Annotated in this window: 17 protein-coding genes; all 17 read right to left on the minus strand. The window is 35.6% G+C overall.

Going from position 1 to position 23,101, the window contains the following annotated elements; genetic code table 11:
* Nucleotides 1–3: 3 nt before the first annotated feature.
* On the minus strand, nt 4–2,172 hold the full coding sequence (locus tag CLO1100_RS15500) for a DNA topoisomerase III (RefSeq protein ID WP_014314712.1): 2,169 nt from the start codon (nt 2,170–2,172) through the stop codon (nt 4–6).
* Nucleotides 2,173–2,409: 237 nt separating this feature from the next.
* Nucleotides 2,410–3,072, minus strand: a complete 663-nt coding sequence (locus CLO1100_RS15505; protein WP_014314713.1) for an HAD-IA family hydrolase — start codon at nt 3,070–3,072, stop codon at nt 2,410–2,412.
* Between the two features lie 114 nt (nt 3,073–3,186).
* Nucleotides 3,187–4,188 carry an ROK family protein gene (locus CLO1100_RS15510; protein WP_014314714.1) on the minus strand — a complete coding sequence of 334 codons (1,002 nt, stop codon included), beginning with the start codon at nt 4,186–4,188 and terminating at the stop codon, nt 3,187–3,189.
* On the minus strand, nt 4,181–5,293 hold the full coding sequence (locus tag CLO1100_RS15515) for a Gfo/Idh/MocA family oxidoreductase (protein ID WP_014314715.1): 1,113 nt from the start codon (nt 5,291–5,293) through the stop codon (nt 4,181–4,183). Before CLO1100_RS15515 ends, CLO1100_RS15510 begins: the two co-directional genes overlap by 8 nt.
* Before the next feature lie 10 nt (nt 5,294–5,303).
* Nucleotides 5,304–6,683, minus strand: a complete 1,380-nt coding sequence (locus tag CLO1100_RS15520) for a fatty acid--CoA ligase family protein (RefSeq protein ID WP_014314716.1) — start codon at nt 6,681–6,683, stop codon at nt 5,304–5,306.
* A gap of 81 nt (nt 6,684–6,764) precedes the next feature.
* Nucleotides 6,765–7,775 (minus strand): U32 family peptidase, encoded by a 1,011-nt coding sequence (locus tag CLO1100_RS15525; RefSeq protein ID WP_014314717.1) that lies wholly within the window; start codon nt 7,773–7,775, stop codon nt 6,765–6,767.
* A 34-nt stretch (nt 7,776–7,809) separates the two neighbouring features.
* Nucleotides 7,810–9,147 (minus strand): hypothetical protein, encoded by a 1,338-nt coding sequence (locus CLO1100_RS15530; protein WP_014314718.1) that lies wholly within the window; start codon nt 9,145–9,147, stop codon nt 7,810–7,812.
* A gap of 29 nt (nt 9,148–9,176) precedes the next feature.
* Nucleotides 9,177–10,160: a hypothetical protein gene (locus tag CLO1100_RS15535; RefSeq protein WP_014314719.1), complete on the minus strand. Its 984-nt coding sequence runs from the start codon at nt 10,158–10,160 to the stop codon at nt 9,177–9,179.
* Nucleotides 10,161–10,179: 19 nt separating this feature from the next.
* Nucleotides 10,180–11,262, minus strand: a complete 1,083-nt coding sequence (locus tag CLO1100_RS15540; RefSeq protein WP_014314720.1) for a DUF362 domain-containing protein — start codon at nt 11,260–11,262, stop codon at nt 10,180–10,182.
* 42 nt (nt 11,263–11,304) lie between these two features.
* Nucleotides 11,305–12,936: a radical SAM protein gene (locus tag CLO1100_RS15545; protein ID WP_014314721.1), complete on the minus strand. Its 1,632-nt coding sequence runs from the start codon at nt 12,934–12,936 to the stop codon at nt 11,305–11,307.
* 55 nt (nt 12,937–12,991) lie between these two features.
* The gene (locus CLO1100_RS15550; RefSeq protein ID WP_014314722.1) at nt 12,992–14,632 is read right to left on the minus strand and encodes a radical SAM protein; all 1,641 of its coding nucleotides are present in this window, start codon (nt 14,630–14,632) and stop codon (nt 12,992–12,994) included.
* A 5-nt stretch (nt 14,633–14,637) separates the two neighbouring features.
* Nucleotides 14,638–16,272 (minus strand): carbamoyltransferase C-terminal domain-containing protein, encoded by a 1,635-nt coding sequence (locus CLO1100_RS15555; RefSeq protein WP_014314723.1) that lies wholly within the window; start codon nt 16,270–16,272, stop codon nt 14,638–14,640.
* Between the two features lie 28 nt (nt 16,273–16,300).
* Nucleotides 16,301–17,926, minus strand: coding sequence for a radical SAM protein (locus CLO1100_RS15560; RefSeq protein WP_014314724.1), 1,626 nt, complete (start codon nt 17,924–17,926; stop codon nt 16,301–16,303).
* A complete protein-coding gene (locus CLO1100_RS15565) occupies nt 17,923–18,741 on the minus strand; it encodes a hypothetical protein (RefSeq protein ID WP_014314725.1) in 819 nt (272 codons plus the stop codon). The genes CLO1100_RS15560 and CLO1100_RS15565 overlap by 4 nt, the downstream gene beginning before the upstream one ends.
* Nucleotides 18,731–19,729 (minus strand): U32 family peptidase, encoded by a 999-nt coding sequence (locus CLO1100_RS15570; RefSeq protein WP_014314726.1) that lies wholly within the window; start codon nt 19,727–19,729, stop codon nt 18,731–18,733. Before CLO1100_RS15570 ends, CLO1100_RS15565 begins: the two co-directional genes overlap by 11 nt.
* A gap of 17 nt (nt 19,730–19,746) precedes the next feature.
* Complete coding sequence (locus tag CLO1100_RS15575) at nt 19,747–21,651, minus strand: radical SAM protein (RefSeq protein ID WP_014314727.1); 1,905 nt, start codon at nt 21,649–21,651, stop codon at nt 19,747–19,749.
* A 31-nt stretch (nt 21,652–21,682) separates the two neighbouring features.
* Entirely contained in the window at nt 21,683–23,095 is a 1,413-nt protein-coding gene (locus CLO1100_RS15580) for a B12-binding domain-containing radical SAM protein (RefSeq protein WP_014314728.1), read from the minus strand.
* Between the last annotated feature and the right edge of the window lie 6 nt (nt 23,096–23,101).

Consider the following 23,101-nt stretch of genomic DNA (forward strand, 5'->3'; position numbering starts at 1 on the left):
CAATTATTTCTTCCACTTGGCCAATGCATCGGCAAGAGCTGAATTTATACTTTCGTCCTTATCCTGTTGTCTCATAAATCTGGCGACATCCTTTTTATCTACCTGTTCACCCTTGCGTTTTTTAAAGGCATCCAGCTTCTCCCTGTAGCCGCAGGAACAGTAGAAGGATTTATTCTCGCCTTCTCCCCTGATTTCCATCTTCTTGTGACATTCGGGACACCTGGCATTTGATATCACGGTTACCGATTTTCTATATCCGCATTCTCTGTCAGGGCAGACATGCATTTTCCCCTTCTTGCCGTTTACTTCCAAAAGGTATTTTCCACATTCGGGACACTTTTCCCTTGTTACATTATCGTGTTTGAACTGCTCTGAGCTTGCTATGACTGCTCCCACCAATTTTTTTGCATAATTTTTCATTTCACCTACAAATGCATTTGAGTTGGCCTTACCTTTGCTAATCAATGAAAGCTGCTGCTCCCACTTTGCGGTAAGCTCAGGAGATTTCAGGTCAGCCGGAACCAGGGAAATAAGTTGTGTTCCCTTTGAGGTAGGATAGATTTCTTTGCCTCTTCTTTCTATATAGAAGGTGTTAAATAGCTTTTCTATTATATCTGCCCTTGTTGCAGGCGTACCAAGTCCGCTGGTGCTTTCTAGAGCTTCTTTTAACGCTTTGTTGTCTACAAACTTACCCGGATGCTCCATTGCAGAAAGTAAAGTGGCCTCGGTATACCTTGCGGGTGGCTTAGTTTTCCCGTTTATTGCTTTAGGTGCAACAACTTTTGCCTTATGCCCTTTTTGAATATCCGGCAGGGACTGGTCATTGTCATCTTCATCACTGTCTTCATCAAGCTTTCCAAAACCGTCATATACAGTTTTCCAGCCCGATGACCTGACTATCTTTCCTTTTGCATAGAAGCTTTCTCCTGCGACATTAAGCTTTACCGTAGTCTGCTCATATTCAAAGGGCTGGCTTAGTACTGCTATAAATCTCTTGACTATAAGGTCATATATATTTCTCTCTTCTGAATTCAGTGAGGACAAATCAACAAATTGTTCTGTTGGTATTATGGCATGGTGGTCTGTAACCTTGCTGTTATCCACAAACCTTTTTGTAACACTTATTTTGTTTCTCATAACTCCCTGCACAAGCTTTGCATAGGGGCCTACTGCTATACTTTTCAAGCGTTCGTTCAAGGTTGGTACAATGTCATCTGTTATGTACCTTGAATCTGTTCTGGGATACGTAACCAGCTTGTGTGACTCATAAAGACGCTGCATGATATTCAGGGTTTGTTTTGCTGAATATGAGAACTTTTTGTTTGCATCTCTTTGCAGCTCTGTCAGGTCATAGGCCAATGGTGGCAATTCTTTCTTGGTTTCTTTTTTTACTTCAACGACTTCACCTATCTGCCCAGTTATTTTTGCTACTATTCCGTCTGCCTCTTCTTTGTTGAAGGTTCTGGTTTGGTTAGTTCTGCCGTCCTGCCACTGTACAGAAAATCCGTTAAACTGTGCGGAAATTGTCCAGTAGTCTTTAGGCCTGAATTTCCGAATTTCTTCTTCTCTTTCTACAATCATTGCAAGAGTAGGTGTCTGTACTCTTCCTGCTGATAGCTGTGCGTTGTATTTACAGGTCAATGCCCTTGTGACGTTAAGCCCAACCAGCCAGTCGGCTTCTGCTCTGCTCTGTGCAGAGTAATACAGGTTGTCGTATTCCTTGGAAGGTCTTAACTTTGCAAAACCTTCCTTTATGGCTTTGTCTGTCTGAGAAGATATCCATAGACGTTTTATGGGCTTTTTAAACCCTGCTTTCATTATAATCCACCTGGCAACAAGTTCTCCTTCTCGCCCCGAATCAGTGGCTATTACAAGCTCGTCCACATCTGCCCTGTTCAAAAGCCCTCTGACTACACCATACTGTTTTGCAGTCTGCTTTATTACTACCAGTTCCATTTTGTTCGGAAGCATTGGCAGGTCTTCCAGATTCCATGTCTTGTACTTGTTGCCATAAGCCTCAGGGTCTGCAAGGGTAACAAGATGTCCCAAAGCCCAGGTTACGATATATTTTTTTCCCATTATATAGCCATTGGCATTCTGTCCGCAGTTTAAAACTTTTGCCAAGTCTCTAGCTACCGAAGGTTTTTCTGCTATTACTAATGTAAAACCCATATTTTATGTCTATCCTCCTAAAAATCAAATATTCTTATGTTGGCTCTAATTTATTATAGAGTTTATAATAACAAAAAATAAAGTAAAATAAAAATATTTAATTTAAGACGCTCAGCTCATCTAATAATGACTAAAGAATTGTTGTATTCTTTATCCTTTGTTGTGTTAACCATCTCTATCAATAACTCAATCTTAGCATCATCGGCAATTGTCGCAACGTACACTAGTGCAATCTGATTACTTTACCAGATCTATTTGTTTTATATCTAAAAACATATTTATTCCTGTATAAAGCTCAAACATATTATTAACGATTAAATTTGGCGATTCTTGTTCCAAATCGGCTTGTGAAAATCCTCCCCAAGTAACAGCAATGCTTTTAACTCCTGCATTCTTTGCGCATTTTATGTCGTTCTTCGCATCGCCAATCATTAATGCACTCTCAGCACCTATATCCAATTGATTTAAAATATGGATTAAGCTATCCGGATGGGGTTTTGGGTGCTTAACATCATCTGAACATACAACAATTGAGAAAAACTTTTCCAAACCAAATTTCTCAAGAATTCCTAACGTTCTCTTTCTATCCTTACCAGTACATAGAGCACAGATAACCTTGTCATCTTTAAGCTTTGTAAGTATTTCACTTATCCCCGGATATATTTTTATCGTATAGACTTTTTCTTGACTAATCCTTCTATAATGTTCAACCATTTCTAGCGGTAGATTCATATTTTTAAATATATTTTCCAGGCTGTTCCCACTATGGCTTAAAAATTCTCTAAAAGAAGGAGTTCCTTTTCCAACAACTATTTTGTAGCTTTCTTGAAGTGCCTGTTTTTGAATATCCAAGGAGTCAATAATAACCCCATCGAAGTCAAAAATAGCTGCTTTTCGCATATTATCACCTCTCTCAGTATTTTCATTTTAGCCTTGTGCTACCAATGAAAAAAAATAAGTTTAACTCCTAACTGCTGAGCTAAACTCTTTAAACGTAGTTCAATATCAAATTTATTAACCATTTTCTTCAACTTCCTTTATATCCCTATTAATATGGCATAGGTCTGGTTCTCTGTTATTTACATGCCTGTATATAAGACCAAGAGCTCCTATTACTCCATTAATATCAGCTAATGTAGATTTTTCTATTTTAACTTTTCTATTGAAGTAATTCAGTTGGTGCGCAACTGTTTCCTTTATAGGTTCCAGAAGAATATTTCCTGCCTCGGCGACGCCGCCGCCAATAACAAAAGCAGAAATATCAAGGAGCATAACAATGTTTGATATTATTTTCCCGATATGCATCCCTGCTTGAGAAAAGACCTCAATTGCGTCAGCATCTCCCTTCCCTGCTAAAGCAGAGACCTCCGGCAGCTGTATCAGCTCGGCATCTTTGCAATCGGCTTGCCTTAACTCTTTAAATCTTTTCAAGAGTGCGGGACCCGATACTAAGGATTGAAGACATCCTTTATTTCCACAACTGCATTCCGGCCCGTCTTCAACCACCTTTATATGACCTATTTCACCTGCCCATCCATTTGCACCGGTAATGAGTGTATTATTAAGGATCAGTCCGCATCCAACGCCTGTACTAATCGTAATGTATGCCAGATTATCATGTCCTTTTCCGGCTCCCTCAAGTTTTTCTCCAAGTGCAGCTGAATTGGCATCGTCCTCCATAATAATAGGTACATTAAATCTTAATTGCAAATACTTTTTCAGTTCAAAGCCATTCCAAGTCATATTGTTAGGCCATTTAACAATATTTCCGGTTGTTCTTTCAAAAAGTGCGGCCAGGGAAAGCCCTATTCCTCTTAACACTTTATTTTCCTGCTTTTTTTCATTTATAGCAGATGTTATCAAATCACAAATATTTTCCGAAATTTCAAGCTCACAAATCCCGGATTTTTTAAACTTTACTTTTTTAATATCTGAAATATAACCAAAAGCCTCATCATAAGTTGCAATACGTATATGAGTTCCCCCGATGTCAATTCCAATAAAAAAGTTATTCACGAATAAACTCCTCCAAACTGACACTCCTAATCTTTTGTTTATCTATATTTTCATTTATGTATAACTGTTCTATAAGCGAGACTGTATTATAGGCATCCTCAGGCTTAAGATAATCCGCAACCTGTCCCCCAATAACCCTCGAAAAGTAAACGGCCATGCTGTCAAATGCATTTCTGGTACTGTTAGTGCTTGAATCAAATACTTCATTTCCATTATATAATTTAATCAATAAATCTTTTTGCCATAGCTTGTCATTACTAAAACCAAAAAGAGTTTTCAGCTTTACGCCAGATTTTGTTCCAATAATATTAAAATAAGTTGCATCCCCGTCTATTGGAGCTGTCCAGCTTAATTTTAGATTGATACTTTTGCCGTCATCATACTTAACTTCAGCATATGCGGTATCTTCAACATTAACCTGATACTGGTCAGTATAATTTCCTGTGAACCATTGAGCTGAATTTAACACGGTCCGATTGTCAAGCATTGAGGTAATAAGTGTTAATTCCTGTGGTTTTTGGCTTCCAAATAACATCATACAAATATCAATTACATGAGAACCCAAATCAACAAGTACCCCGCCTCCGGAATATTCTCTGCTGGTAAACCATGTACCCGGCCGCGGCACCCCGTTTCTTCTCAACCAACCTGCTTCTATAGATTTTATTTCACCTAATTCACCAGATAACACTATATCTCTTAACTTCATTATGTCGTACCTGAATCTATTTACAAAACCAGGCATATATACCACACCTTTTGCTTTTGCAGTATCAATAATTTCCTTTATTTCACTTGTAGATAAAGCAACAGGCTTTTCGCATAAAACGTGTAATCCATGTCTCAGCGCACGTAAGGAATATTCGGCATGTGTGTAATTAGGCGTAGCAATTACTACAGCATGAATTCCTGAATCAAAAAACTGCTCTATGTTATCACAATAATTCTTAATATGAAATATTTCAGATATTCTCTTGGCTCTTTCGATATCAACATCGAATACTGATAAAATCTCAACAGTATCCAGCTTTGAGAAAGCTGGGATATGCGCATTTTCTACTATCCATCCGCATCCTATAAATCCAAGTCTTATTTTCTTTTCCAAAATAGTGTCACTACCTTTTCAATTCTTGGTGAATAACTTTTCCAAGCTTGTTTTTTGGGATACAATCAGTAAATATTATTTCGTTTGGAATTTTGTGCTGGCTCAGTTTTTCAGAACAAAAGCATCGAATCTGGCTCTCGGTAATTCCATCCGCTACAATATATGCCCTGACTCTTTCTTCTTCGTTCTGATTGATATACCCTGTAACCATACATTCCCTGACCCCGGCTAATTCCATTAATACTTCTTCAACTTCATAAGGATTTACTTTCTTTCCTCCAACATTAATAAGCAGTTTTTTCCTTCCTTTTATATACAAATAACCATGAGAATCCTGAACAGCAATATCACCCATTGCAAAAAAACCATCCTTGTCAAAAGGCGGTTCAGATGTACCAAAATAAGCTTTAAGCATACCATCGCATTTAACCATTATTTCTCCAGTTTCACCAGTTCCCACTTTTTTGCCATTTTCATCGCACAGCTTGATTTTCACCCCATCCATAGGCATTCCGATAGAAGTAAAGGTCAGCGGATCAAGACGTGATACTAGCGCACCGGTCTCTGTACTCCCATAGTTGCTTAATAAAGCTACTCCATATTTCTCCTTGAACTTATTATATACCTCTTCTTTAATTGGGCCTGCTCCAACCAGTGCAATACGAAGAGAAGACAAATCATATTTCTGATCAGAAATTGTATTGCATATTAAACTGGCCATAACCGGTACTAATATAAAAAATGTAATACTGTTATTTTGTATTATTTTTAATACTTTTCTGGGAACAAAACTGTCAATAGTATATATACAGCTTCCGGATACAAAAGCTCCCATAATTGCAGCTCCGAGAGCATATGAGTGATAAAGGGGCGATGCACTTAGAACCCTTTCTTGAGTGGTGATAGAAAAAGTATTCTTAAAACTCAGGCCTTCACAGGTTAGTCCATAAAGGGTACGGATACAAAGCTTTGGCGTACCGGTTGAACCTGAAGTAAGGTGCAATATTCCAGTGCTATTTGAATCAGATATATTTACATCATCTGCAAACTCCAAGCACTTATAAAATTCCCAGTTTTCATATGGAAATATTGTTGCGCTGGTTAAGCTTATCACTTTTTCCAACTCATCCTGTTTGATGTCGTCCGGAACAGGTATAACCCAGCACTCAACTGATAAAAGACTTAGTAAAGCAATGATAAAATCAACTTGTTTGTTAATTTTAACTATTACTTTTTGCATTGGTGTGAAACCATATTTTTTTAATGTAACGTTATTACTTTTTATATAATTATACAGCTCTTTGTATGTAATGGTTCTCTCTTGGGCAACTACAGCAAGGCTGCTTGGGTTGCTATCTGCATATTCTTTAATATAGTCAAATAAATTCATCAAATTAAACCTACTTTCAAGCCAGGATTCCATTTCATATACGTATACGTCTGTCCAGCCAGACAACACTTTGATAACCTATTAATTATAAAAGCAAGTTGTGGGACACTTATTGTTAAAAATGTTTAGCTTGATTTTCTCTTCAAACTCCTCTGAGTTTGAAGCAGTATTCATTATATCTATACCTTTTTTAAGGAATTCCAAATCCCGTTTTACCATATCCAGATTGTGGCCTCTTCCAACTAATTTGATATGAGTAATACCACACCTCATTAACTTATGCATTTTGCATATTCCACAGCCCTTTTCAGCAAAATTGTAGGTATCAGCCCTACGTTTGGAAAGGTTATAATAGGATCTCTTATCTACAATATTGGTTTTACTGGCTAATTGATTTCGTAATTTCAAGACATGATAGATATCTTTGTATTTTGTAGAATTCTTGTCTATGCGTACTGTTTTTGTAGGCAAATGGCAAGAATGAGGTATTTCATCACAATGGACAGTATTGCAAAACGCCCCCAGAAACATACACCAGTCATTCAATATAAAGGATTCAAATTCCTTTTTCTCACCAGTTTTAAACTGCTCTATACTTGTCCTTATATTATCTATAGACTCTTTACCCGGAAAAATAAACCGTTCAATATTTAACGGTTCAAAGAAGTCTAAAGTATAATGGTTTAAAGCACCGCATTCTCCACTTAAATGGATATTGCAGTCTATATTTTTCTCCCTCAAATAGCAGACTAATGCCACATCTGCAATAATAAAGGTATTTATTCCGCAGTCCTGCAGCATTTTAATCAGATTCAGAATTAAAGGGTATTGCTCTTTAATGTAATACAAGGAATTTAATGTTACTTTAACATTAACCTTGTAAGTTTCTATCATTTTTTTTAATATTCTAACGGAACTCATGGTACATATATTACAATTATCCAATAAATACTCACGACGATTTAAAGGCATTGTTACGTTGTACTTATCTAACCATTCAAAAGGTAATATCCCGCAAAAAAATTCATCAGCACCAGCTTCTACCAGTGGAATATAATTATCCATATTCGATAGTGGAGTTACTACTTTCAAATTCATCACTCCTTCAAAACTACATTTATTTTAATTATAAATTAAGTACCAATCGGTCATAGCCCTGATTCAATAAATCTTCCAACAAGTTGGGATCAGTTATAACCCCACGGTTAAATCCAAATATACTGTTACCTTTTCCTACCATATATAGATGTTCAGGGTAAAGATATACAAATTCATTACAATATTGAGGACAGCTGGCAACTACCCCCTGCTTGGTTCGGTTATAAGTTGTACATTCAGCATTGAGGGGGCAATATAGAGATGAATTAGTCTGGAAATACGGAAAGTGAAAACTTAGCCCTCCACTAAATCCATCAGGCCTTTTGTTCCGGAAATCAAACTCAATTCTTTTTATTTTCAGTTCTTGTAAAAAATTTGTAAAGTGACTCAGGTTCAAACTATTTTCTTCTAATTTGTCTTTTACCTTGTCAATTCCCCACTTCCAAGGTATTTTTGTATCCTTGAGTTTCTTATTTATCATTCTGCCGTATGCCAGAGTAAATTTGGGAAAATGTCTATTTAAATAATGCAGCATCCCCCAATCATTAATTACTAATTCTATAGTAATCCCCTTTTGCTCCTGCCATTGATATAAAAACTCTATTGTCTTTTCCATAGAGTTTACGTTGTCTTCTCTAATAAACGGAAACACAACGGTAATACCCAGATTTTGCTGCCAAGCCTTTTCAAGACAATTTTCAAGTAAATCTATAGACGGAAACAAGTTGCAACAGAATTCGCTTCCGATATATACACGTTTAAATTCGGATATAATCCCATGGTCTTGTAAGCCCTTATCTTTTAATATTTCAGCAAACATTTTATCTGCCGGGCACTCTAAAAATTGATGATACAGCTCATTATTATCAAGAGTGAAGCACAATTCAAATTTCTGTGAAACTGTTCGGAAACGGTGGTCCTCTTCAGTAGTAACAGATACCTGAAACCACTTTTTCTCCTGTCCTTCCCAGTCTGTACAGAAATCTTTATCGTTTTCCTTAGGATAAATTGGATTAGGCTCAACTATAGTTTTTAATGTTTCAATATCGCCGGCACCTTTTACATTGTCATCTATGAGAAATAGCTTCTTCATACAGGTAATATATTCTTGCGAGGGTTTGAGAAGTTCAATTTTATATATTACCGAAAAGGGCTTTTCTTGAAGTTCAATTATTCTTATCTCTGAAAAGGAAAAGCTTATGTATTGAAATTTTTGAAAATCGAATACCTTTAAATCAAAAGAAGATAAATCAGGAATTTTTTCATCCGCCTCAAAGGTAATTATTTTCTCATCACTCTCTATTATCCTCACATCTTTATCATTTATAAAACCGATTATAAATGCAGCTGGTAATGTTTTGCTCATATTCAAACTCACTCTCATTTATATTAGGATTACTTTAGTACCTTGTTGTTTAGGATTTCGATATCATCGCTCAAGAAATTCAGTATTATAGAGGTTAATTTATATTGCTGTTCTGATGAATCCAAATCAGACACAGGTATTCCTGTTTTACCCTCCATATACACCTGAAACCAAGGGTTAGATGCCTTTTCCTCAATTAACCCAAAAACTTTCAGACCACAACTATTAAGGTATTCAGCAGTTTCCTTTACCATTTCAGCTGAATCCTTGGAATGTATTGCAAGCAAGACCCCATCAGGTTTAAATAATTCTGCAAAATCCCATGAATTGAAAGAGTCAACTATATTACTGTCTGTCTGAAATGGAAAGCCTTGGGCTGGCCCGTCAAAAATAATAATGGGACTTGTATCTGCATATTCTTCCTTCAAAAAGTTTATTGAAGTATCAAAGGGCAGCAGACTTGATATGGGATTACTGCTCATAATAAAGCTTGGTAAGTGATACTTTTCGAGTGCCTTTGTAATTTTAAGTTCCACTGAATGAATATTAATTTCCTTTCTTGTGGCAGTAACCATGACAGACGGCTGTTCATTCAGCACCATCCGGTTATCTTCAATAATAGCAAGAATGGAATCATTAATTTTATCAACTGAAATAGACCTTCTGCAATAAGTATCACAGGGTATGGATAATTCAAAATATGGACTGGCTACGGGAATGCCTAGTTCTGCAGCAGCATTCAGTACCATTAAGTAATAATCATATTTTTCAGTCCATGGTGGTAACAGTAATGTTTTAGGGCTATTTTCCAAGATTAACACTAAATCGCATTGTTCCATCATACTTGTTATATTACTGTTAAAACCGCCGGATTTGTCTTTCTTGATATCAAGTTCATTAATTATGCTAATAATATTAAATGATAAGACATCTTGTAGCTGTAGCAAATTGCGAGCTATATAGTTATCAGGATACAAGATTACTTTTTTACCGGCTAATTCAGCTTTATTCATACCGTAGAGTTTAAACCTTTCAAGAATTTATTTTTTTATATTTTATAGATAACGCTCCATGGAAGCAGATTTCATAACATCTGAAGCAATGCAGACAGGCGTTCTCATCTACTACAGGGTAAGGATCCATGGTAATTGCATTGGCAGGACATCCGTCGAGACACGCAGAACATTTGGAGCATTTGGAAGAATCGCACTGAATCTTACCAAGAACCAACTTTAGGAATCTTTCACGTAATCCCCCCTGTAAAGTGGGTATTAAATTTGCGGTATGCAATATTCTTTCCCTATAGCAACTATCATCTATAAACAGGTTATCCAGATTAGATTCACCAAGATTCCTCTCCGAGGCTCGTCCAATCATTTGCACATCATCAATTTTATAACCCAATAAGGTGGCACCAAGAGCATCAATTGCAACTGCATCCCGAGAAACAAGTAACACTCCAAAATTCACAGGATTACCATGTACAGGCCCTATGCCGTCCATTCCCCAAATACCATCCATTACCGTCAAATCAGGTACCCGGACACTAAATATATCTGTTAGCAGTTTTGAGAATTCTTCCTGAGTTTTATATTTATGCAATGCTTTTCTCTGCTCAAAAGCTACAGCTCCGAACATGTTTTTGATTGCTCCCGTATATAATGTAAGAGCGTGAGTTTTTAATTTTGGCATTGATATCACCTTATCGGCTTGCAGTACATCAGAGCTATAAGAAATATCTTCTACAATTGAATAATCTGACAAATGCACCTGTTGGAATTTTTCGAACAGAAAAGCCGGTACCTTCTCTTCCCGTGCGACATCCTCAATTCCAGTATCTTTAATGGGAGATTTAATAGTAGCAGGTCCATCTCCTATAATCGGATGTCCTCCACACTCCTTAATCAGTCTAACCATCATTTTTACAAGAGCCGGATGGGTTGTAGCTGCTTGTTCCGGGCGAAAAGGCCCGGTTAAGTTTAATTTTAGCAGAACAGTATCTCCTGACTTTACAATACTGTCCAATCCACCTATAAACTCAAAAGATTCTCTTAACGCCTTCAAAATCTCATTTTCATCATATGTTTTAGTTAATTTTAAAGAAATCTTATTCATCAAACCCCTCATATCGTTGGTTATGAACATCCAAAGGCATGTTTAAATTTTTAATGACCTTTGTATACTCATACCATATTTCAATTGAATTTTCTGAACCTTATAAATTTTCTCCTCTATTTTCAGTAAGTGATCTTTCAGTATTTCGGAAAATTCATTGTCCGAACCATCATTTTTCACCCAATCAATGCACTTTAAAAACCAAGTATGATTTAAATCATCAATATCCTTTCTCATATCCCTGACAGCTTCCTCAAGAATGGACAGATTGTCAGACAAATACTCATGTCCCAAAACACTTGATTTCAATAACCTTCTACGCATACGTGATATGTATGTTACTAACTTAGTGATACCTTTGAAATGAAAAAATGCTTTTTCAGATAAAACAGTGTTAACAGTCAGCATTTTATCCGACAATCTCTTAACCCGCTCATCTAAAAACTTATAATCATATAAAGTGTAAATACCTTCACCTTGATTTAACAGCATGTTATCTTCCTGTAACTTTTGATATATGCGTGTATTCGGAAAAAGATATAATTTTGATGAATATGTACACAATGTATCAGCCAGTCCGATTCTTTTAAGAAAATCAGCATTAGCAGTTAAATCTTCAAAGGTACTGTATGGATGGAACATAATAAAACCGCAATCAATATTTATATTGAATTTACTTGTTAAATCAACAAATGAAAAATAATTTTCTACTTTAGCCCGTTTGTTAAATAGCTGTAAACTACTGTTGTTTCCTGCCTCTACACCAACAAGCACTGATTCAAGTCCGGCAAGATACAGCAATTCCATTAACTCAGAATCATCCTCTGACCAATTTTCTGCACGCATATGCGCAAGAAATGTAATGTCAAGGTCTGATTCTAAAATTAATTCTGCTATCTTTCTTATCCTTTCTTTACCCTTATGCCCCGGATCTTCAAATGTAGGATCCAGAAAATTGAATTGTTTTATATTGTAGGTATTATTTAAATACTTTAATTCTTCAACAACATTTTCCGGGGATCTTCCTCTCCATACCGGGTCATTCTTGGTTCTTGTAGCCGGAATTGCACAGAAGGCACAGTTGCCCAGACATCCTCTTGCAGAAGAAATCCACATTGAGCTATAGTTGTGGAGCAGCTGTGAATCTCTCGCCGGAAAAGGTAACTCATCCAATGAACCAAGCGGACGATCATCGTTTGCAATAATTCGCCCATTGTCACGGTATGTAATTCCCAAGCAAGAACTCAGATTTTCATTTTTGATAAACAAATCAACCAGTTCTGTAACTGTATTTTCACCTTCACCACGGATAATCACATCAATATCGGAACATTGCTCCATAATCAGTTCTGTATTCATTGGTGCTGAATGATGACTCCAACCGGCTAGTACTATTTTGCACTCAGGTTTTTTAGATTTAACGTAACGTGAGAAGGATACCAACTCTGGAATATTTGAAGTACGAGGTATTGTAAAAACTACTACATCCGGCATGTTTTGCATTAATTTTACTAAATCCTCATCTTCACAGCCTCTGCTTATTTCATTTAAAGATGTTGAATGCCCTTCTTTTCTAAGCATTGCGATTATATACCCGGCAACCAAGTCATCAGCTGCTTCATAATCCTCGTAGTCATATAATAATGACACAACATTTATTTGATATTTACTCATATTACACCTTCTTTTTTATTTTTAAATGACCCATTTCCAGTAGTCAACATCAATATTACATATTCATAATCCGTATCAATCCTCTTCCACTTCTCATCTGCACAGATTTAACCTTGTCATATTCCACTTTTAAATCAGCAAAATGCTTATTCATAATATTATCAAATTCTTCATCCTTACCATCCTGCTCAACCCAGTCAATGCACTGTGAAAACCATTTATGGTTTAACTCGTTCAGGGAGCTTTTCATTTGCTCAACTGCATTTTCTATAGGTAACAGATATTTCATGGACTCTTGATTGTCTGATTTCTCTATTTTTCTGCGTATTCTGGATACAAAGGTTGTAAACTTCTGAATATTGTAAAAGTGAATATCCGGTCTGACATTTAACTGTTGTTCAACCCAGGACATTTTTTCTGCCAGCCTTTGAACACGCGGATCGATGTATTTGTAATCAAATAAACTGTAAACTCCATTTTGTGTTGTTTTAACAAGGTTATCACTTTGCAATTTCTGAAAAATTTGAGTCCTTGGAAAAGCCTTTAGTTTTATCAAGTATGCTCCCATCATATGCCCTATTCCTGCTTCTTTCAGGAAATTATTATTATCTCTGAGATCCTGAATTTCACAATAGGAGTGAAACATAATAAACCCATACGCAAGATATATATTGAAATCTTTCATAAGGTTGATAAAAGTAAAGAAATCCTGTATGTGGGCACGCTTGTTAAAAAGTCTCAAGGTTCTTTCATTTCCTGCTTCAATTCCCACAGTTACAGATTCCAGACCTGCTTTATAGAGCAATTCCAATAGTTCTCTGTCAGAATCAGACCAGTTTTCAGCCCTCATGTTTACCAGAAAATTAATATTTAGATTCTCTTTTATAATTAATCGGGATATTTCCCTGATTCTTTCCTTACCCTTTTCTCCCGGATCTTCAAAAGTAGGGTCAATGAACATGAAGTGCCTTATACCAAAAGTATTAACCAGCTCTTTTAATTCAGAAACAACATTTTCAGGCGTTCTTCCCCTCCAAGGTGAGTTCCCGCTGACTCTCTCCGCAGGAACAGGACAAAATGTACAATTCCCGAGGCATCCGCGGGCGGATGATATGCGAAACGATTCATAAGAATGTTTGGTATGTGTATCTCTTGCCGGAAACGGCAATTCATCCAAGCACGCAATCGGAGATCGGTTGTTATTTGTAACAATGCGTTCTCCAATCCGGTATGTTATACCTTCGCAGTTATCAAGGCTTTCATTTTTATAAAGCAGCTCAGCCAGCTCAACAACTGTCTGTTCTCCCTCTCCTCTTATAATCACATCTATGGCTTCACTGGAGCGAATCACAGCATCAATATCAATCGGGGCAGAATGATGATCCCAACCGGTTAAAACTGTATTGCATAAAGGGTTTTTACTCTTTACATAATTACTGAAATTAATTAGCTCCGGAATATTGGAGGATGTTGGTATGGTGAATATAACCATTTTGTATTCTTTAGATGTCAAGTATTCCAAACCAGTACTCTCATTATACTTGTCGATTTCAATAATATCTACGGAATACCCATTCTTTCTTAACATTGCTGTGATATAACCCGCTACCAAATCATCCGCTACTTCATAATTTTCTCCATAAACTAATATGACAACTGCAATATCGAAATTTTCTATGCTCATATTGTTTTCCATAGCAGCTAATCCTTTATTTTTGTCTTTGTAACTATCCAATTACCAATACAAAGTAAATCAATCTGTGAATTATAAAAAGATGTAATAGCATCTTTTGGAGTTTCTACAATAGGTTCCTTTAAAACATTAAAGGACGTATTTAACAAGACAGGTACGTCTGTTATTTTATAAAATTCGTTTATCAAATTATAAAAAATTGGATTTTCTTTCTGATCTACAGTCTGAACTCTGGCACTACCATCAACATGAGTAACTGCAGGAATGACTTTCTTTTTATCCTCTTTTACATCTACTACAAACAACATAAATGGTGAGGAGAAATCAATGTTAAAGTAATTTGCTGCCTGTTCTTGCAGGACAGCCGGTGCAAATGGCCTGAAGCCTTCACGTTTCTTTACTCTGTAGTTCAGCTTGTCCTTCATTTCAGGATCTCTCGGATCTGCTAATATACTTCTATGTCCTAAAGCACGAGGCCCCATTTCTGATCCTTCCTGGAACCAACCGATAATTTTACCTTCCTTTAAAGCTTCCGCCACTATAGGGCAAACATTATCATAATATTTATACTCAATATCTGCATTCTCAAATGATTTTAACGCTTCAAGAATTTCCGGTTCGGAATATGTATGTCCTGTAAATGCATTATATGTAGCACTTTTTTTAAGAGGTTTATTTTTTGAAAGCAGATTATATCCGTAGAACGCTGCTCCCACTGCTGTACCGGAATCTGAAGTATAAGGCGGAACATATACATGCTTAAATTTTGACTTTTCTTTAATCTTTCCATTAACTACACTGTTCAGACCCACTCCTCCGGCAATACATAAAACATCCTTTGGAGCTTTTTTATGTAAATAGTCCACGCAATAGAACATGCAGTCTTCAAGAACAGTCTGTGTTGCCCAAGCTATATCCGCCTTAGCTTGGAATAAATCCTTCTCATTGGCTTGACTACTTAATATTTTTTGTACAAATTCTCCTATATAAGGTTCATTAATTTTGATTTCAAACTGTCCATCCCCTAAAAACTTTACAAATGATTTAACCTCATTGTAGAATTTATCAGTTCCATAAGGAGCCAGTCCCATAGTTTTCCCATCCTGCAAATAACCAAAACCGATTTCTTCAGTAAATTTCCTATAAAAATCTCCAAGGGAATTTTCAGTTAATGTTTCATGCTCATCATCCTTTGACCATCCCAGTCCGCCTACTTTATCGATAATTTCCACATCACCGGATCTCCCTACTGCATATGTTACAGTTTCAGCGATTTTATTTTCTTTATTCACTTTACTGCCAGTCCCATCCACTACCAATATAGCCGTTTCATCATGTGGAATTGTATAAAAAGCAGAATATGCATGAGCAAGATGATGATTTATAAGTTCAATACGTTTTCTCACAGGAAAGTATGTCATTGGATGTAAAATATCATTTCCAACTATCATGTCGATATCATCAATACTCAAATTTAATTCATTTAAGCAATACTTGCGGCAATTAGCATACAGTGAATTAGGTCCCAAACTATATTTCTCACGTGTAATTCTTTCTTCTTCTACTGCACAAACAACTCCATTTTCTGATACCAAACAAGCCGCAAAACTGTGGTCAGAGCCTCCCATACCTAATATGTACATATTTTACATTCTCCTTTTCAGGCATCATTTAAAATTTTAATTTTGAAATATCAATTTTATTTCGGTTCAGCTTACGCCAGAAATCAAACTGAATTCTTTTAACTTCTTCAATTTTTTCAGGTAAGTAATCTATAATATATCTTTTTACCAAACTATTGAAAATATCATCGGACCAAGTAGATTTAGCTAATTTCAAACATTCATTCAAAAATTCTGTATTGTTTTTCATCATTTCCATTGATAATTTATCGATATTATCTGCAAACTGTATAATTTCATCCTGCATCAGCCCTTTTGCATATAGTCTGCGCCAAATTCTAGCCAATAAAATTCTTAACCGTGTATTCACCAAATCAAATTCTTCAATAGACGCTACTTTTAAAGGCAATTCGCATAAACTGTCAGATAAAACCTTTATCCTTTCATCTACAAAACGATAATTAAATATATTTCCCTCATTAAATGAAGCTTTTTCAAGCAATCCATCCTGAGCGAGCTTCTCCTCGATGCTTACGCCGGGGTAGACTTCCAATCGTGTTAAAATACATTTAATATTATAGCCAAGCCCTGTATTGTGAAAGAATTGTATATTCTCATAACAATCTTCAAAAGAAGTATAGGGTTGAAACATTATAAAACCATACTCCAAGGAGATATGTGCATTTTTGAGTAAATTTACAATACGCACATTATCTTGCGGGGTAGCAATTTTACTGTATACTTTCAGGGTTTTTGCACTTCCTGATTCTATTCCAACAACAACTGACTCAAGCCCAGATTCAAATAGCAATTCAAGTAAGGGCTGATCTTTTTCTGTCCAGTTTTCTGCTCTCATGTGTACTTCATAACTGATATCCAGATTTCGCTTAATAATTTCACGGGCAATTGCTTCGATTCGCTTTTTACCTTTTGAGCCGGGGTCTTCATATGTAACATCAGTAATAAAAAATGTGCTCATTCCATACTCTTTTACCAACTGCTCAATTTCATCTACCACGTTTTCCGGACTTCGCCCCCTCCAGACAGCAGTTCCTGCATTCCTCTTACTGGAATAACTGCAAAAAGAACAATGACCGAGGCATCCTCTGCTTGTTGAAAGTAATGCAATCGGTGGCTTTACCTCAGCCTCTTTGTAGATATCCCGTGCCGGGAAAGCTAGTGAATCAAGATCACTTATACTTTCACGAGGTTGATTAAACCTTATTTTCTTATCCTCAAGCCGATATACTATCCCTGATACTTCTTTGAGCCGAATGGAATCATCATAGGAATCAAGAAGTTCACATAGAGTAATCTCACCTTCTCCCTGAGCAATATAATCAACACATTCATTATCCGCCAAAATGCTTTCTGCTTCCTGAGCAGCTGCATGTCCTCCAAAAACTATATTTATTGATTTATCTATATTTTTTATCATCTTGCAAATTTCTATAATATTTGCCATGCTTTCAATAAATGTTGTAAAACCAATAAAATCAGGCTTAAATAATTTGATTTCTTCCAGCAGGGTTTGCGTATTCTGATTAACTTGGTATACGAATAATTTTACCTGATGGTTTTTTTGTCGTAACGCAGAAGCAATATAGCCTAAACCAATATGTTCAATAGTATCTGCACTGCGGCTCATAGGGTATATCAATAGTACTTTTTTCATTCTACTCCTTCACCTCTACTTATCTCAGGATATAAAGTAACTTGCCTGTCTATTTTTACTAAATGGTCTGATTTTACTTCTCTCAATAACACATTACCGTCCAATATTCCTGTCAAATTGCTGCAAGCATTTGAATTCGTCAAATTTGAATCCCTTTGATTATTTATATATTCCAAAGGGATATATCTCTCACAGTCACATCTGCAGTCCGGAGGCAATTTCTGGTTAAGCCTTGCATGGGGACAGTAACGGAATACTGCCAGAATAGCTTGATTAAAAAAACCATGGACAGCTATTTTTTCGTTCAAATTCCATTGTTGCAATGTTTTTGCTGTATTATCGAATATATTCATTTCAATACCGACAACATTAAATTGTTTAAGAAGACCGATTTTATCTTCGGAAAAGATACATGACTGCAAAATATTCTGACGCCACTCTTTGGGATAACGTTCAGAAACAAGGTGTGCCAGCGGATGTTCTTCAAATGCCTTAATTAGAAGCCTTCCCGCAATTAATCTAATTCCTTTAATCTCATAAAGTCTAAGCATAGTTCCAAAATCATTGACAGTAACCTCTAAGGTACCAAGCTTTGAAGCAGCTGCTCTTATATAATTTTCAACGTAGTTCATTGATTGATTTAATATTTTTGGCAAGACCAATTTTATTTTTGTCCTTTTTCCTGCCTCAACCAAAACGTCTAAATCAGGCAATCTTCCCAGACATCCCTCATGCCCCAATGAAATTGCATATGGTTTTTTTGCTATAGCCTCATCTATTAGGCTATTATGTGTAATCCTTATTTCATGTTCCATTATTATTTAAAATCACCCTGCTCATACAAAATTTGCTTACGCTATTTTCATTATCATACAAGCATCCCTTTTTACGATTTAACCGACACCAAAGACTCCAATTTGGATACTTTTTAATTATATTATCCCTAAGTTCCTGTACAGTGTTTATATGTCCGCCTTTTAATAAGTTTATGGCTTCCCGGTAAACCATTGTCCAATTCAAAATTAAACTAAAATCGATATGCCTTCCCGGAATTTTTATATAGTTAATATTAGAGTTTATCAAAGTCGGCATATTACAAACAGAACAGCTTAGTGTCATATCAATAAAAGATCCTTCCACTGTTTTATCTTCATCAATAGTTAATCTATAGTTTGATTTGCAGGGAAGCCCTATTGGAATCATCTTGTGGTCATTTTCAATAAAATGATCAATATAGCATGATCCCTCGTAAGCAGCACAATTTAAATGACTAATCAATCCCAGACTTAAAGGAGAATTTTCACTTAATTCGTAAATCTCCTTTATTGCCAATTGGGGGGAGAGTTCAACTGTTTTTACATTGAGACTTTTAAAAAACTTTAGTTGTTCAGTATTTACAATGTCAAATAAAAAACTGGCATGGATATCTATGTTTGGATCAATCTTGTTAACTCTCATTATTGCGCTGATATCATCCAATAAAATACTATCAACGCCGGCATCCAATCCAAATTTTACATAATCCGAAAAATATTCTGCTAAATTATGCTCAGTAGATACAGAGTCACTTAGACAATCAGTGTAGACATTGTATTGAGCTAAAACCTTGTTCCTATGACAGAACTTAACAAGTTCTTTAAATTCCTTTACTGAAAGTTTATTTTCTCCTACTGTCCAGCCATTACTGCCATAGGGATAATTTGAGTATATTGTTGTTACCCCTCCAATATAAATACCGTCTGCTCCAGCCTTTATAACCTCTTCTGCTTCTTCTATTGAATTTGCAGGCGAATAGAGTATCATAGCTAATACCTCTTTGTTTAATACTTACTTTTAAGAATAATCTGAGCTGTACGCTTGAATTGGTTTTCACTAATCTCTTTTAATTGATAATTGGAATAAACAAGGTTTCCATTTGAAATTAACGTCCTTATCTTTTCCAGTGAAGCCGTAATGCTTGAATTATCATACTCATTAAGCAATAAGTCAATAATCTGCTTTTCGTCCAATAAATTGTACTTTTGTATCACCTTGTTATCTAACTCTGTAATAATGAAGAACTCAGTCTTTGTAATATCAAAAAGTACCCAATCATTATCCTTTTTGAAAGTATAATACTGAATTTTCATAAAAGAATTATCGAATTTATTATTACTAATAAAGCTCTTAAGCCTTTGTATCAATTGATTTAACTCCGTAATAAATCCGGAAAGTATACTTTCGCAATTTAAATTATTATCACTGAGGTTGTCCAGTATATTCTTGTAGGATAACAAGTGAAGCTTCGCCAAGTCATGCCAAATTGAGTTGTATTCACTAATGGTTTCAGCTGGAACAGGTTTAGCCAATGGTTCGTAAAAAGGATTAAATATATAATACTCAAGATGTACCAGAGTTATGTAAACAGGCCACCATTGTGTGGACATATAGAATACCAGACGTTTAAACAGCTCAACCTCTTTGTCAATTATCTCATAATCGTAATGAAAGCCTTTTTTTACAGCTATTTCTTTAATGACAGGATGGGATAATATACTTGAGCCTACTGACAAACCTAAAATAGAAACTGACGGAAGTAATAGATTCCCAAAAGAACTCCCTGACTCTTTCTCGAGCCTGTTTAAAAAGAAGTCCAGATTAACTCTAATATCTTCAAATTTGGTAAAGGGATTAAATAAGATAAAAGTCAAATAAGATTTGATTTCCAATTCATCAAGGATATTTACAGCGTTTTTTATTTTATCAACATTAATACCTTTTCCATAAAATTTCAAATGCTCCGGAACCAGATTCTCAATACCTAATCCCACTCTTGCCAGACCTATTTCTTTTAATTTAATAAATAAATCCCTATCTACATCATCAACACGGCAATTTATAAAAAATTTCACATGTAAATTTCTCTTTTTTATCTCATCTATAAACTCATATGCCCTTGTTTTACCGCTCTTTCCCGAAATAATATTATCGTCCCAAATGGGAATAATACGATGCTCCCACTTGGTAGCCAGCACTTCAATTTCATCAACAATCTTTTTAATTTCTATCTGACGCCATGCTTTGTCTTTTATATAGTTATAAAACGCTTTAATTGAACAAAATGTACAATTACTGTAGCATCCTCTTGAGGTAACTACATAAGCACTTCCTCCACGCTCGAACAAATATGGCATGTGTGTTTTAGCCGCAGCAGGTAATTGGTTCAAATTTATTTCCTGCTGTGGTATGACTTTTATCTCATTATTTTCTCTGTAAACCAAACCGGGAATATCATGAATCGGATTGTTATTTTCCAAGCTCTTAACTAATTCCAGCATACTGATTTCGCCTTCACCAAGTATGCAAAAGTCAATTTCCGGACATTCTTGCATTATCTCCTCATAATTTAATGTAGGGAAAAAGCCCCCTACAACAATTTTAGGTGTATAATCGTTTTTTGCCAGTTCATGAATCAATTTACAGGTTATCTCTATATTATTTTCCAACACGGAAATTCCTAATAGCGATGTCTTCTGTTTGTAAAGTAATATCTTAACTACTTGTTCACAGGAAAGGTTTAACAGGTCAGCATTAAAATAATCTACATCATAACCATTATCGTTTAGTGTTGCAATAATTGAATTCAATCCGTAATTATCAAGAATATCATCCCGTAAATCTCTTATGTCTCCTTTTTTATCTTTAGGAGGCGTTAAAAATGTAATAGAAAATTCGTTTGTTTTCATTGAATTACTCTCTTTTCGATAATAATATAGTTTAATTCGCTTTTAATTTTCTGACATATGTCAAAGGAAGCGGTTTTGACTTAATTTTATATCTGATTACTTTTTTTAAAAGACTAAAGGGCATATGCAAACAAATCCATCTCCATAAAACAATTTGAGATTTTTTAGGATTTGAAATTATTTTAAAAAGTGAGGATAACCAGTAGAGCCTTATAGTATCCTCCCATCCATAGTCCTTAATATGAAAAAGGTCACTTACAATTTCGCTTAGCTCTGTTTTAGGGAATAAAATGATAGTTTCCAGTGCGTCCGTTTCAGAAGTAATTTGTAAAATAGAATCTCCCTCATTTGTTTTGCCGATATTTTTAGTTTCGGTAATTAAATCAAATGTGGTAAAATCCAACAAGTTAAATGTAACAAACTTTATCTTTGTTTTTGTATAATTGATTATCCTCATAGTTTTTATCATTTCTTCATTTTTCTTTAACCTTTTACGGTTAACAGGATTTAGGCTTTCCAGCCCGTACTCGATATATATGCAGCCGGATTCTTGCATCAAATCCACAAGTTCCTTTGTCATTATATCCGGACGGCACTGGCATCCGTATGAAATATTCAAATCCTTTAATTGTCTTAAAAAACTACGGAAATTATCATTATCAACATTAAAAATATCGTCAATAAAGAATATGTAATCTACTCCATACTCATCCTTGACCATCTTTACTTCATTAATAATTTTATCTGCAGGCTTTACCCTATATGCCTGACGAAAGCCTTTTCTGAAGCAGAAAGCACAATTAAACATACAACCCCTGGAATATTCGAGAAGAACTCCTCTTTGAAAATTGAACTCGGGGTCGTTAACCCATGAATGACAATGGTATTTTTCCATTTCAAGCAAATGAAATGCCGGCTGTGGTAATTCCGAAAGATCACTTACAACAGCAGAGGTATTATTTCTTATATCACGGCCATATAAGCCTGTGATATGTATGTTTTGAAAACTGCTGTCAACGAATTCTTTTAAAGCAAGTTCAGGCTCACCGCATATAATAAAATCAGCTCCGCTTTTCTTCAACGTCCAATCCGGTTCTATTGTTCCGTGTGGTCCTATCAGGAGTGTTTTAACTTTTATATGTTTTTTGATTGTTTTGATAGTTTGGCTGACAACCTCAATATCAGGAAAACAGCATCTCCAGAATAAGTATGTATTTGCCGTACAAGTAACCACTATATCAGGCTCTATATCAGATATCTTTAATGCAATTTCTTCCAACGATAAATCATCACGAAAAGCATCAACAAGATAGACTGAATGATTTTGCTCTAACAATGCTCCAATATAGCATAACTCTATAGGCTGATAAGGTCTCGTACTACCTAAATCAGGATAAATACTGTCATGATAGCGCCAATTACATTGTAATAATATAACTTTCATAAACAC

Source organism: Clostridium sp. BNL1100, assembly GCF_000244875.1.
Taxonomy (GTDB): Bacteria; Bacillota; Clostridia; order Acetivibrionales; family DSM-1351; genus Ruminiclostridium.